General features: G+C 68.4%; 12 protein-coding genes. 7 read left to right on the top strand and 5 right to left on the bottom strand.

The features are described from left to right. Position 1: 1 nt before the first annotated feature. Both K368_RS0117080 and K368_RS0117075 read right to left on the bottom strand, forming a co-directional pair. Positions 2-967 (bottom strand): glycosyltransferase, encoded by a 966-nt coding sequence (locus K368_RS0117080; RefSeq protein WP_027173377.1) that lies wholly within the window; start codon positions 965-967, stop codon positions 2-4. Continuing rightward, a complete protein-coding gene (locus K368_RS0117075; protein ID WP_036266440.1) occupies positions 964-2,043 on the bottom strand; it encodes an endo-1,4-beta-xylanase in 1,080 nt (359 codons plus the stop codon). The genes K368_RS0117080 and K368_RS0117075 overlap by 4 nt, the downstream gene beginning before the upstream one ends. Before the next feature lie 260 nt (positions 2,044-2,303). Between K368_RS0117075 and K368_RS0117070 the strand changes: the two genes are divergently transcribed. The 6 genes from K368_RS0117070 (at position 2,304) to K368_RS0117045 (ending at position 9,809) form a co-directional block, all read left to right on the top strand. Continuing rightward, entirely contained in the window at positions 2,304-3,635 is a 1,332-nt protein-coding gene (locus K368_RS0117070; RefSeq protein ID WP_027173375.1) for a hypothetical protein, read from the top strand. A 100-nt stretch (positions 3,636-3,735) separates the two neighbouring features. After that, entirely contained in the window at positions 3,736-4,698 is a 963-nt protein-coding gene (locus K368_RS24960; protein WP_245259607.1) for a DUF6492 family protein, read from the top strand. A 249-nt stretch (positions 4,699-4,947) separates the two neighbouring features. Beyond that, positions 4,948-5,751, top strand: coding sequence for a class I SAM-dependent methyltransferase (locus tag K368_RS0117060; protein ID WP_245259606.1), 804 nt, complete (start codon positions 4,948-4,950; stop codon positions 5,749-5,751). Then, the gene (locus K368_RS24955; protein ID WP_027173372.1) at positions 5,748-6,626 is read left to right on the top strand and encodes a polysaccharide deacetylase family protein; all 879 of its coding nucleotides are present in this window, start codon (positions 5,748-5,750) and stop codon (positions 6,624-6,626) included. The genes K368_RS0117060 and K368_RS24955 overlap by 4 nt, the downstream gene beginning before the upstream one ends. 322 nt (positions 6,627-6,948) lie before the next feature. Next, positions 6,949-8,931 (top strand): GumC family protein, encoded by a 1,983-nt coding sequence (locus K368_RS24950; RefSeq protein ID WP_051439909.1) that lies wholly within the window; start codon positions 6,949-6,951, stop codon positions 8,929-8,931. After that, positions 8,928-9,809, top strand: a complete 882-nt coding sequence (locus K368_RS0117045; protein ID WP_027173371.1) for a WecB/TagA/CpsF family glycosyltransferase — start codon at positions 8,928-8,930, stop codon at positions 9,807-9,809. The genes K368_RS24950 and K368_RS0117045 overlap by 4 nt, the downstream gene beginning before the upstream one ends. A 124-nt stretch (positions 9,810-9,933) precedes the next feature. On the opposite strand, the gene K368_RS0117040 is transcribed toward K368_RS0117045, so the two are convergent. Both K368_RS0117040 and eno read right to left on the bottom strand, forming a co-directional pair. Next, the gene (locus tag K368_RS0117040; protein WP_027173370.1) at positions 9,934-10,350 is read right to left on the bottom strand and encodes a DUF393 domain-containing protein; all 417 of its coding nucleotides are present in this window, start codon (positions 10,348-10,350) and stop codon (positions 9,934-9,936) included. A gap of 165 nt (positions 10,351-10,515) precedes the next feature. Then, on the bottom strand, positions 10,516-11,805 hold the full coding sequence (gene eno / locus K368_RS0117035; protein WP_018043794.1) for a phosphopyruvate hydratase: 1,290 nt from the start codon (positions 11,803-11,805) through the stop codon (positions 10,516-10,518). 344 nt (positions 11,806-12,149) lie between these two features. Here eno and queF point away from each other — a divergent pair, with 344 nt between their 5' ends. Then, entirely contained in the window at positions 12,150-12,617 is a 468-nt protein-coding gene (queF, locus tag K368_RS0117030; protein ID WP_018043795.1) for a preQ(1) synthase, read from the top strand. Positions 12,618-12,641: 24 nt separating this feature from the next. On the opposite strand, the gene K368_RS0117025 is transcribed toward queF, so the two are convergent. Continuing rightward, positions 12,642-13,160, bottom strand: coding sequence for a hypothetical protein (locus K368_RS0117025; protein WP_027173369.1), 519 nt, complete (start codon positions 13,158-13,160; stop codon positions 12,642-12,644). Between the last annotated feature and the right edge of the window lie 57 nt (positions 13,161-13,217).

The following is a 13,217-nucleotide window of genomic DNA, read 5'->3' as shown; positions in this document are numbered from 1 at the left end:
CTCATCTCCCGCGCGTCCGCAGGCGCGGCGTGCTGGCGCGGTAGGGCTGCGGCTCGACGCCCAGGGCCGCGAGGCAGCGTCCGAGGGCCACGAGGATCGGGTGCAGGGCGATGGTCGGCTCCCGCGTCCGCGCCAGATCGAGGATGGCGCGTCCGAACGAGACCCCGAGGACCGCGAAGGACTTGCCGGCCAGGGTCACGAGGCCGAGGCTGCCGCGCACGTGCTTGCGCTCGATCCGGTAATTGACGGCGCCGATCCGCAGGCCCCGCGCGGCGAGCCATCCCGTCCGCGTGCGGGCAAGGGGCACCGTCTCGGTGATGACGGCCTCCGCCTCCCAATAGAAGGTCACGCCGGCCCGGCGGGCGCGGACGAAGAAGTCGGTGTCGCCGCCGCCGAGGAAGTTATAGCCCGTGTCGAAGGGCGGCGCGCCCATCAGCGCGAAGGTGCGCCGCGTGATCAGGCAATTGCCGCTGCCGTAGATCACCGGCACCGGCCCGCTCTTGTCGTAGGCGGGGGCGAAGGCGGGATGGCCGTCGAGGCCGGATCGGGTGCCCGGCTCGAAGCGCGGGATCACCGGGCCGCCGACGATGCCGACCCCGGTGCGCTGGGCCGTGGCCACCATGCGCTCCAGCCAATCCGGCCGCGCGAGCTCGTCGTCGTCGATCATCAGGAAATAGCGGGTCTCGGGATAGGCGCTGAGCGCCGTCGTGAAGGCACGGTTGATCGCCGAGCAATTGCCCTGACGCCGTTCCACCACGCATTGACCCTGGAGCGGGCCCTTCGCGAAGACCGCCTCGGCCGCCGCCGATCCGGCCTGCGCCGCGGCGTCGTTGTCCACCACCACCACGGCGAAGTGCAGGCCGGTCCGCTGGCGCGCCAGGGAGGCGAGGGTCTGGACGAGGTGCTCCGGCCGCTTGAAGGTCGGGATGCAGACCACCGCGTCGAAAGGGTTGGCGCGCGCCCTCACGACGCGCGTCCGGTGAAGCGCTCGATCACACTCATGAGCGGCTTGGGCCTCAGGTCGGAATCCAGGGGAAGCGGACGGTTCGCCGTCCCGTCGGGACGGGTGAAGTATATCGGCACCCAAGTATAACGATCCGTGATGCCCCAGGTAAGAACCTCGCTCGGCGGCGTCACCTCCTCCACAATCCGGAGGAAGTCGGCCGCCCTGCGCGCGATGATCTCGTCGCGGATGGCGACGTCCGTCGGCAGACCGACATCGATCACGTCGAGCTCGGTGATCAGAACGTCGAGCTTCATTGCCGCGATCTCCCGCAGGAAGCCCTGGAGGCCGTCCCGGTCGATCTCCCGGTCGGCGAACAGGTGAGCCTGCAGGCCAATGGCGTGGATCGGAATGCCCCGGTCGAGTAGGGAGCGCGCGATGGCGAGGATGCCGGCCCGCCGCATGGCAAAGCGCGGCCCGACATACTCGATGTCGTATTCGTTGAGGACGAGCCGGGCCGCGGGATCGGCCGCGTGGGCGGCCTTGAAGGCGATCGGGATGTACTCGGCCCCGAGAATCCTCGTCCAGACGAAGGGACGCAGGTCCTGCGGCGAGGCCGGATTGTCGGGCATCGGCTCGTTCACCACGTCCCACGAACCGATGAAGCCGCGATAGCGGGACACCACCGTCTCGATATGGCCGGTCAGCACCCATTCCGCCTCGACCCGGCTGGTGATCGCCTCGGCCCAGGCCGGCATTCCGCCATACCAGGCCAGGGTGTGGCCGCGCAGGCCGAGCCCGTTGCGGCGAGCGAAGGCGGCGATCCGGTCGGCTTCGCCGAAATCGAACGTCTCCCGGTTCGGCCGCAGGACCGGCCATTTCAGGCCGCCCTCCGGCACCAGCAGCCGGCACCTCTCCACGAGCGCGGCGCCGTAGCCGGCATCCGCCATGAGCGCGTCCCCCCGGACAGCGGCTCCGAACGGGATCTTTTTTCGCGGAGAGGCGAGGGCCGGACGGTCGTTCAGGATGCCTCCCGCGCCGAGCACGCCGCCCAGGGCCCCCTCGAGGATGGCCCGGCGATGGGGAAAACCCTGTTTCATGCCGAAACCTCGCGAGGGGTGGGGATCGTCCAAAACGGCACACTTCGCTGGGTCATGGCGAATGGTTTTGCAAGTTCAGGTCCGTACATGAGATGACAGACGTCCAGATACACCCGATTGGTGTGGCACGCCGCCCGGCGAACGAGACGTGCTTCCTGCGACAGGACTCGACGGCCCCTCGTCCCGGCCCGCCCGCTTCGGGCGGGGCCGGCCCTCCTCCTGACCCGTTTCGTGGCACGGGCTCTGCGGATGCATCGGCCATGACCGCCCACTCGTCCCGAAATCCGACACCCGGCGGGGGACGCCGCATCGGGAGCCGGCGCCTCGCGCCCCTGCGTCTCGTCGCCGGCGCATGGTCGACCCACCGCACCGTGCTGATCGGCTATGGCCAGCTCCTGGCCGGCGCCGGTGGGCGCCTCGCGCTCCAGATGGTCTATTTCCTGGTTCTCGCCAACACGCTGAGCCTGGCGGAGATGGGCGTCTTCGCCTCCGTCTCGGCGGCGGGCGTGATGATCGGCTGTCTGGCGGGTTTCGGCTTCCAATCCTTCGTGATGCGCTCGGCCGCCAGCCGGCGCTCGTCGATGGGCGGATATCTCGCCGTCTACTATGCCTGTTTCGGGCTCGCCTTGCCGATCATGCTCGGCCTCTCGCTGGCCCTCTACGTCCTGCTGTTCCGCGACGTGATCGCCCTGCCAGGCTATCTCGCGATCATCGTGGTCGAGGTGGCGCTCTGGCGCCAGATCGAGCTCCTCGTCCAAGTCAACAACGGGCTCGGCCGCTACGCCGCCGCCGCCACGGTGGTGTCGCTTCCCGTGGGCTTTCGCGCCGCCGCCGCCGTGGCGTTCTGGGCCGCGGGCGGCGGCGATGCCGAGACCTGGGCCGTCTATTATCTCGTCGGCAACGCGGTCTCGGTGACCGTCCTCGCCTTTTTCTTCCACCCGCGCACGCGGATGCGGTTCCGCGCGGTGCTGCTCAAGGGCCGGCTGCGCGACGGACTGCTCTATGCCGCCTCCTACTTCATGTTCCTCGCCCAGGGCGAGATCGACAAGCTCATCGTCCTGACGCTGGCCGGCGAGCGCATGGCGGGCATCTACGCGATCTCCATGCGGCTCATCGACCTCACCGGCGTGCCGCTGCGACCGATGTTCATGATGTATTCGCGCAAGCTCATCCAGGCCGGCCGCGCCACCCGGGCGTCCTTGCGCGAATGCCTGAAGGTGGAGGCGATGGTGGCGTCCGTCTCGACGGGCGCCCTCGTCTTCATGGTGGCCGTCCTGCACATCCGGCCCGATCTTCTCGGCCCGAACGTGTCGGCGGCCTACGGCATGCTCACCGTCATCGTCGCCGTGCCGGCGGTGCGCAACCTCCTGGAGTTCCAGGGCGAACTGTTCTTCGCATTCGGCCGGATGGGGCTGCGCGCGGGCGTCACCGCCGCGCTCATCGCCTTCAAGGCGGCGGCCTTCATCCTGCTCCTCACGGCTTTTCCCGATCCGGCGCAGTGGAGTCTGTGGCTGAACGCGATCTATGTCGCGATCTACGCGTTCTCCTTCTTCACCCTCTACGGTCTTTTGTGGCGGAACACGGCACCGTGATCGCCACACCCCGAGACAGGCGCGGTCCGATGACGGAATCCTTCACCCTTCCCGGCGCAGGGTCCCTTCGATGAAGGGCGGCGGATCGAAGGAGGTACGCATGAAGGCCGAGACCGGAGATCCTGCCTCCGCATCCGCGGGGCAGGATCGGGCCGAGACGGTGGGCCTGATCACGCTCAGCCACCGGGGCGACCTGGAGCGGTGCGCCCTGTTGTTCGAGACCATCGACCGGCACGCGACGCCGCGCGGCTGCCATTACGTCATCGTCGACGACAAGGACGTGGCGTTGTTCGCGCGCTTTGCCCGCCCCGATCGCCGCATCCTGCCGCTGTCGCAGTTCCTGCCCTGGTGGATGCGGCCGATTCCCGTCCTGCGCTGGCGCGGGCGCCGCTACTGGCTCACGCCCTTCGGCAAGCCGGTCAGCGGCTGGCACGTCCAGCAGATCGTCAAGATCGAGGCCACGCGCCGGCTGCCGGAGGCGCGCTACTGCCTGATCGATTCCGACATCTACTTCTTCCGGGACTTCGACCTCGCCGCCCTGGCCGAGCCCAACCCGACGCCGTTCCACGTCCATCCCGGCGGTGTCGTGGCCGACCGGCCCCGGCACATCCTCTGGATCGGCACCGCGAGCCGCCTCCTCGGCACCAGTCCGCAGAGCGTGCCCGCCGACGATTACATCGATCAGATCATCATCTGGGACCAGGCGACCGCACGGGCAATGACAGAGCGGATCGAGGCGGTGACGGGCCACGGTTGGGTCGCCGCCCTGTGCCGGGACCGCAACTTCTCGGAATACATGATCTACGGCACCTTCGTCGCCCATACGCCCTCGGCCATGGAGCGGCACGCGGTGACGATTCAGAGCTTCTGCCGGACCCATTGGGACGACGACGCCCTGAGCGGGGCCGACATCCTCGCGATGCTGGACGCCGCCACGCCGACGGAGCGGGCCTTCTGCATCCAGTCCTTCGGATCGACGCCGCTTTCCACCATCCGCGCGAGTCTGGACGCGTTCCCTGCCGGGGATGGAGCGGAGCGTCCGGAGCGGACGGAAGCGGCATGAGGCGGCCTTCCCCCTGCCCACGGACGTGCCGAGGCAAATCGCTCGTGGGTGATTAAGGACGACGGCGATCGACATGAGTACGAATACGTTTCCGCGAGCCCGGTACTTGGAAAAGTAAGATTTGCCGTGTCATGTGCGAGAGCACGGTCGACGCGCTTTCCGGAAGGCGGATCCCCTCCCATGCCCTCGCAGAAGTCCTCGATCCCGTCTTGCCCCATCACGACGGAATAGAGACGGAGCATGCAGGCCATGGCACAGGACGACACCGCCACGATGGCGCGGCAGGTCGCGCTGGAGGATCTCCACCACGACACGGAGATGCCGGCCGGCGAGGCCGGGTTCAGCCTCGCGAAGGTCCACGAAATCCTGGAGGCGCTGCTTCCGGCGGGCGAGGTCTCGGTCTATGAGGCCGGCGGCGGGGCGTCCTCCTATCTTCCGGTCTCGGTGCTGCGCCGCTCCCGCGTGACCGTGGTCGATATCGACCCGACCCAGGTGAGCAACAACGCCTACGCCGAGACGGTGGTCTGCGGCGATGTGCAGGTCCACCGCTTCACGCCCCGGACCTTCGACTTGGTGACGAGCTACAACGTCATCGAGCATCTTCCGGATGTCGGGGCGGCGATGGAGCGCTTCGCCGAATGCCTGAAGCCCGGTGGCCTCCTGCTCATCGGGGCACCGCATCCGCGCTCGCTCTCCGGCCTCGTGACGAAGTATTCGCCGCACTGGTTCCACGTCTGGTTCTACCGCCATATCCGCGGTCACCAGCGGGCGGGCGAACCGGGCGAGCCTCCGTTCCCGGTGCATTACCACCCGCTCGTCCTGCCGGCCCGGCTGAAGCCGTTCCTCGATCGCGTCGGGCTCGAACCCGTCTACGAGCGCGTCTACGAGAGCCCGCGCTACGCGGAGATGCGGGTGCGCCGTCCTCGGCTGGCCGCTCTCGTCGACGGCGTCACGGATCTGGCGAACCTGGCGGCGGGACGGCGCATCAACCTGCGGCACGGAGACTATCATCTCGTGCTGCGCAAGCGGGCCGGGCATCCGACGTCGCAATGACCCCCGACGCCCTCCTCGATCGCGATGCGACCGAACTCAAGGCCCGGCTCTCGCTGCGGGCCCGGCTCTCGCATCGTCTGTCGCGGCATGTCCCGACCGCGCCCGCGCTCCCCCATCTGCATGGCCCGATGGTGAGCATCACCTTCGACGACGTGCCTGACACGGCCTGCAGCACAGGGGCCGCCCTCCTCGACGCCCATGGCGCCAAGGGCACGTTCTACGTCTCCCGCACCCTCCTCGGCACCGCCACCGAGCATTGGCGGGTCGCCGGGGTCGAGGCCCTGGCGGATATCCATCGCCGCGGGCACGAAATCGGCTGCCATACCCATGACCACAGCTTGGTTCCCACCCTCGACGCAGGGGACTTCGCCGCAGATATCGGGCGCAACCGGGACGCATTCGCCGCCCTCGTGCCCGGACTGACGCTGGAAAATTTCGCCTTTCCCTACGGGTATGCATCGCTGGCCGCAAAGCGCGTACTCAGCCGGACCTACGGGTCGGGCCGCAGCATCGTGCCGGGCCTGAATACCGGCCGCATCGACCGTTATTTCCTGCGCGCGAACCCGCTCTTCGACCGCTGCCTCGACGCCGGCCTTCTCGCGCGCCTGATGGACGAGGCGGTGGCGCGTAACGGCTGGGTCGTCTTCTTCGGTCACGATGTCGCCGAGGGAGCGAGCCCCTACGGCTGCTCCCCCGGCCTGCTGGAGGCCACCCTCTCGGCCGCCGGCCGGCGGGGCATACCGGTCGTCTCGATCGCGGAGGGGATGGCGCGGGCTCGTGGTATCGCCGGGGAGCGGTGCCCCATTGAGGAGGCATCCCGCCAGTCGAGCGAGACCTCGGTGCGTCTCGCGGAGGGCGGCCCGCGCGACCCGTGATCCCGACCGCATCCGGGGGCTTTTCGTCCCGTCCGGCGTGGTGACGACAGCATGTCGTCAGACGTCCCATCCGTCTCCGGTGGACCGCGTAAAGACGAGATTCATCATCGTTTCGCGTTGTGACGCATTCATTGATGATCGACTGAGAATTTAATCTAATTTGGACTCGCAGTTGCTATCCCCTCGTGCATTCGGTCGTGTGCTCCACGAAGTGTGCCGGCTCGGGACAGGGACGGATGGAAGCGGGATCGTCACGCCAGCAATCCCGGTGCTCGCCGGGGCCCGTGTATCCTCGAAACGCAGTGATGTTGGGAGGCGATTGATGTTGGTCTACGACGATCCCCCGGCATCCGGCAGGCCCGGCGCGGCCGATCCGGAGCGGAGCGCATATCGCCTGTCCGTGGGGGGCGTCTTCTCCGCACTGCGCCGGCGCATCGTCTGGATTCTGGCCTGCGCCTTCATCCTGGCCGGGATCGGCCTCATCGTGGGGAAGATGCTGACCCCGCGCTACACCGCCGAGGCGCAGATCTATATCGACCCGCGCGACCTGAATCTGGTCTCCCGCGAGTTGACCACCGGCGGCCAGGATTCCAACGCCTATCAGAGCGTGGTGGAGAGCCAGACCCGACTCATCACCTCAAGCAGCGTGCTGCGCCGGGCCGTCGATGCCACGGGTCTTACCAAGGACGACGAGTTCGCGGCCGCGTCCGGCGGTGGGATGCTTTCGAAGATCGGCGCCGCCCTGGGCCTCGGGAGCCCGGACGCGCCGCCGGATGCCGAGGGCGACGCGAATGCGGCGATCGCCCTGCTGCAGCAGCGCCTCTCCGTGCGCCGGACGGGCCGGACCTATGTGATCGACGTCTCGGTCTGGTCTCGGGAGGCGGCGAAGGCTGCCCGCCTCGCCAACGCGGTCGTGGCGGCCTACCTCGCCGAGGATGCCGCCACCCGGACGGACGCCGCCAACCGCGCCAATTCCGGCCTCACCGCGCGCCTCGGCGAATTGCGCAACGCGCTCAACGCCGCTGAGAACCGGGTTCAGGCTTACCGGGCCGAGACCGGCCTCGTGGGCACCCGCGACGCCCTCGTCAGCGACCAGCAACTGACCCAGATCAACGCGCAACTCGCCGCCGCCCGCGCGCGCGTCGTGGAGGCGCAGGCCCGCGTCGAGCAGAGCCAGCGCATCGCCCGCGCCGGCCTGGATGCCGGGGCGACGGACGATGTCCTCGCCTCGCAGACCGTGGCTGGCTTGCGCGGCCAGTACGCGGAACTCACCCGGCGCCAGGCCGAGCTCACCAACGAACTCGGGCCGCGCCACCCTTCCGTCTCCTCCATGGCCAAGCAGGTCGCCCAGGCGCGGCGCTCCATCGATCAGGAGGTCGCCCGCTTCGCCCAGGCGGCGCAGACCGACCTCGCCAAGGCGCGGGCCACGGCATCCGCCCTCGAGAAGAACTTCGACCAGGCCAAGGGCCGCACGGTCGGTCTCGCCCAGGCCTCGATCCGCCTGCGCGAACTCGAGCGGGAGGCCGAGGCCAGCCGCTCGGTCTACGAGGCCTTCCTCACCCGCTCGCGCGAGACCGGCCAGCAGGCCTATCTCGACATGGGCAATGCCCGTGTCGTCTCCCCGGCGACGAAGCCGATCATGCGCAGCTTCCCGCCGCCGGCGCGCACGCTGATGATGATGGGCCTCCTCGCGGGGCTCGGCCTCGGCGCTCTCCTCGCCCTGCTCGATGACTGGGCGCGTTTCGGGCGGCCGGGCCGCGTGTCGAGGCCGTCCCAGGTTTTCGTGGCAGCGCAGGCGTCCGAGCAGACGCAAGCCCCGCTAGTCAAAGAAGCCCCGCTAGTCAAAGAAGCCCCGCTAGTCAAAGAAGCCCCGCTGGCCAAGCAACCTCCCGAGCCGACCCCGCCATCCCGTTCGGTCGAGGCGCCGGTCCCGCCGCGCGCCACCAGGGACAGCCGGATCCCCGCGACCCCTCGCGCCTTCCGGGCGGCCGATCTCCCCGCACCCCGGCGATCGCCCATGGCTTTCTTTCGGAACGGAGCGAAGGAGGCGGATAGCAAGCCGGCCGTCGAACCCGTAGCGCGAGCCGAGCCGACACGCACCGTGGAGCCGGCACCTCCGGCGAGATCCCATACCCGTCCCAAACCCGAATCTTATCCCAAACCAAAGCCGCCCCTCGAACCGGAACAGGCCGTGACACCGTCGTTCGACACACCCGCCTCGGCTAAGCGTGCCGGGGGGAAGCGCGCCTCGACCGCATCGTTCAGCGTTTCGGGCGCTGCCGCTCTGGTCGGAGGGAGGCGATGACGACGCCGTCCCGGGCCGTCCTCGGGCAGGTTCCCGTCACGTTTCTCGGCGGGATGCCGATCGCGGCTCTGGGAATGCAGGAGACCGTAGATAGGATGGCCGAGGCCGTGCGCGTCCATTCACGACCTGGAACGCCCCTCTACGTCACCTCGGCCAACGGCGAGGTGATGTCGCGACACGCACGGGATGCCGAGTTCGCCAGACTGGTGGACACGGCCGATCTCATCAGTGCCGACGGACAGCCGATGGTGACGGTGTCACGCTTCGTCGGCGACCGTGCCCTGCCCGTCCGGGTCGCCACCACCGACCTCTATCACGAGATCGCCCGCAAGGCCGCTGCGGAGGGCCTGACCTTCTATCTCTACGGCGCCACCGAGGACGAGAATAGCGCGGCGGTGGCGACGACGCGGCGCCTGTATCCGGCGCTGCGCATCGTCGGTCATCACCACGGTTACCTCACGGGCGACGCGCTGACGGACAAGATCATGGAGATCGACGCCCTGGCGCCGGACATTCTCTGGATCGCCCTGGGGGTTCCGCGCGAGCAGGCCTTCGTGCGGGATTATGGGCCGGTCTTGCGGAACGTCGCCCTGATCAAGACCTCCGGCGGCCTGTTCAACTTCCTCTCCGGAAGCCGCAGCAGGGCACCGGCCTGGGTTCAGCGGGTCGGGTTCGAATGGCTCTGGCGGCTGGTGCAGGAGCCCCGGCGCCTGTTCTGGCGATACCTCCTCACCAATCCCCACTCCCTCTATCTCATGCTCACGCGCAGCGGCGACCGTCGGCGCACGCGGCAAGGCGCTGACAAGACCGGCGAGGCGATGGCGCTGACGGAGCCTGAGGACAGCGATCTCGTCGGGAGACGGGCGAAGGGAGCCTGATCCCTCCTCCGCGCTCAATGCTGCGCGAAGCCTGCGGCCATGTTCACCGCCAGTGCCAGGACGCCGGTGTTGAACGATAGGCGTGGATCGTCCGCGCTGTCACGATCCGGCGGAAGGCCTGGTATCACGCCTTCGGTGGGCGGCAGGCGGTGTCGCAGGAGGTCCCCGAGAACCGGGAGAACAGCCTGGCGAGATGAGGGCGCAGGGGCAGGAACCGGCGATAGGCGGCCTCGGCCAGGATCGGCATCCCGGGCAGACTCGCCAGGGACGCGAGCCAGTTCCAACCGGGCAGCTCGCGCCAGAGCCGGATGAAGCCCGACGCCCCGGAGGCGAGACGGCCCTGTTCGTCCCGGACATGGAAACGCGCCCGCGCGGCTTCCCGACTGAGATCGGGACCGAGCGTAGCGGGGGCATCGTCGCCGCTGACATCGACGAAGGCGAGGCGTTCGGCCCCGCGGCTGCGCCGGTAGGTCCGGATCTCGGCGGAACAGAGCGGACAGGCCCCGTCGTAGTAGACGGTCAATGCGTCGGGTGGAGTCATGGTGGGCGGTTACGTCCCTCTTCATCGGCTCCAGAGAGGGAGGCCGTGTCCGGGGACAACGCATATGCAGGCGAAACGGCCACACCCTCGATGCACGCGAAGGTGTGGCCGTCTGTCAATGCGATGAAGGAGGGCCACCCGTATTTCGGATGCGCGCCCCGCGCGTCAGCGGGCGGCGAAGGCTTTGAGTGCGGCCTTGCCGGCGTAGCGGCCCTGTGCGCCGAGACCTTCCTCGATGCGGATGAGCTGGTTGTATTTGGCCAATCTGTCCGAGCGGGCGAGGGAGCCGGTCTTGATCTGTCCGCAATTGGTGGCGACGGCCAGATCCGCGATGGTCGAATCCTCGGTCTCGCCCGAGCGGTGGGACATCACGGCGGTGTAGCCGGCGCGCTGCGCCATATCGACGGCGGCGAGCGTCTCGGTGAGGGTCCCGATCTGGTTGACCTTCACCAGGATCGAGTTGGCGGTGTTCTCGGCGATGCCGCGCGACAGGCGGGTGACGTTGGTAACGAACAGGTCGTCGCCGACGAGCTGGCAGCGGTTGCCGACCTTCTCGGTCAGGAGCTTCCAGCCGGCCCAATCGTCCTCGGACATGCCGTCCTCGATGGAGAGGATCGGGTAGGAATCCACGAGCTTGGCGAGGTAATCGACCTGAGCCTCGATCGAGCGGGTCTGGCCCTCGCCCTCGTAATGGTAGGCGCCGTCCTTGAAGAACTCCGTGGCGGCGCAGTCCAGCGCCAGAACGATGTCGGTGCCGGGCTTGAAGCCCGCCGCCTGGATTGATTCCATCACGAAGTCGAGCCCGGCCTCGGCCGAGGGCAGGTTGGGGGCGAAACCGCCCTCGTCGCCGACATTGGTATTGTGCCCGGCCTTCTTGAGCGCGCCCTTGAGGGTGTGGAACACCTCGGCGCCCATGCGCACCGCCTCGGCGAGCGAGGAGGCGCCCACCGGCATGATCATGAATTCCTGGAAGTCGATCGGGTTGTCGGCATGCGCGCCGCCATTGATGATGTTCATCATCGGCACCGGCAGCACCCGCCCCTGGGTTCCACCGACGTAGCGGTAGAGCGGCAAGCCGGCGGTCTCGGCGGCGGCCTTGGCCACGGCGAGCGATACGCCGAGGATGGCGTTGGCACCGAGCCGCGCCTTGTTGGGGGTACCGTCGAGTTCGATCATCGCCTCGTCGACGGCGATCTGGTCCTCGGCATCCATTCCGCCGATGGCGTCGAGGATGTCGCCGCGTACCGCGGCCACCGCCTTGCGCACACCTTTGCCGCCGTAACGGCCCTTGTCTCCGTCGCGCAGCTCCATCGCTTCGTGGGCGCCTGTGGAGGCGCCGGAGGGTACGGCGGCGCGGCCGAAGGAGCCGTCCTCCAGCAGGACGTCCACCTCAATGGTCGGGTTGCCCCGGCTGTCGAGGATCTCGCGGGCGGCGATGTTGGTGATCGCGGTCATGCGTGCCCCTAGCTCTCAAGATGTGGTGCGGCGGGCGCTCGCCCGAGCCGTCATGATCCCGCGCTCGCCCCTCATCCGAGAGGGATGGGCCAACGGAACCGGTCTGATCCAGGGCAGGCTTATCCGTCAACATGCCGCCTCCGGCAAGCGTCCCCCTGTGCGCGGAGAGCTTCGGGCGGTGACAAATCTTTGTGGAGCGTGCGAGAATTTCTGAAGCGGCCGGTTCGGGCCATCCTACAAGGCCGTGCGCCGGACTTTATCGGCTGGGCCTACACCCTTGATTTCATACGCTGATTCGAGGCGGCGAGTTCCCTTGCCGCGACCGGTGCGCTATAGCGGCGGACATGACCAGCCCGCCCCCCTCCTCCGACGGCCTGCAGCTCGGCCAGGCCACCCCCCTGCCCGCCTCTCCGGAGGCGGCGCGCCTGGACCGGGTGCCGAATCCGCACCCCAAGACCGATTACCTGGCGCGTTTCACCGCGCCGGAATTCACCTCGATCTGCCCGGTGACCGGCCAGCCCGATTTCGGCATCCTGATGATCGACTACGTGCCCGACCTCTGGCTCGTGGAATCGAAGTCGCTGAAACTCTATCTCGGCGCGTTCCGCAACCACGGTGCCTTCCACGAGGATTGCACCGTCGGCATCGGCCTCACCCTCGTCGACCTGCTCAAGCCCCGGTACTTCCGCATCGGCGGGTACTGGAACGCGCGCGGTGGCATACCCATCGACGTGTTCTGGCAGACCGGCGAGCCGCCGAAAGCCATCTGGCTCCCGGATCAGGGCATCGCACCCTATCGCGGCCGCGGCTGAGCATCGGCGAAGCCGCATCGTGCCTCACCGATCTTCGGCGATGGCGCGGACGATCTCGTCGATCAGGCGTTCCTGTGCCTCGGTGGGACCTTGATGGACCTCCGCGACCGTCCGGAGCATGTCGGCGAAATGGTCTCGCTCCGCGAAACTCAGGGCATCGTGCAGGACCGGGGCCAGGACCTTGATTGCCAGCCTCGTATCGGGAGCCTGCGCGGCGGCGTCGCGGACGAACACCATCCGGGTATCGAGGTCGTCCCCGGCCTCCACGATGCCGCGCATCCGTGCCGTGATGACGGCCTCCTGCTCGGGCGTCGGTACGCCACGGAGACGGGCGACCATGTCCATCAGGACGCCGGCTGCATCGGCGGGATGGCGGAGGGAGCGCAGGGGTGCGGAGCGGATCTGCCGCTCGCTCGCCATCCGGCGGCGGGTGCCGCGCCAGTCTCGCACCGCGTTGTCGATATGCTCCATCCCGTTGCCGTACTTGATCCAGTAGATCAGTCCGGCGATGAAGGCGCCGAAGACGGCTGCGATGATCGGCATTGTGCGAGGTCCCCACCCGTTCGAAACGGGGACTCCGTGCAACCGTGCAGCCCATCC

This window comes from Methylobacterium sp. 10 (genome assembly GCF_000519085.1).
In the GTDB taxonomy this organism is placed as follows: Bacteria; Pseudomonadota; Alphaproteobacteria; order Rhizobiales; family Beijerinckiaceae; genus Methylobacterium.
Note: the sequence above shows the minus strand (reverse complement) of the source record. Positions and strands in the feature narration are given on the sequence as shown.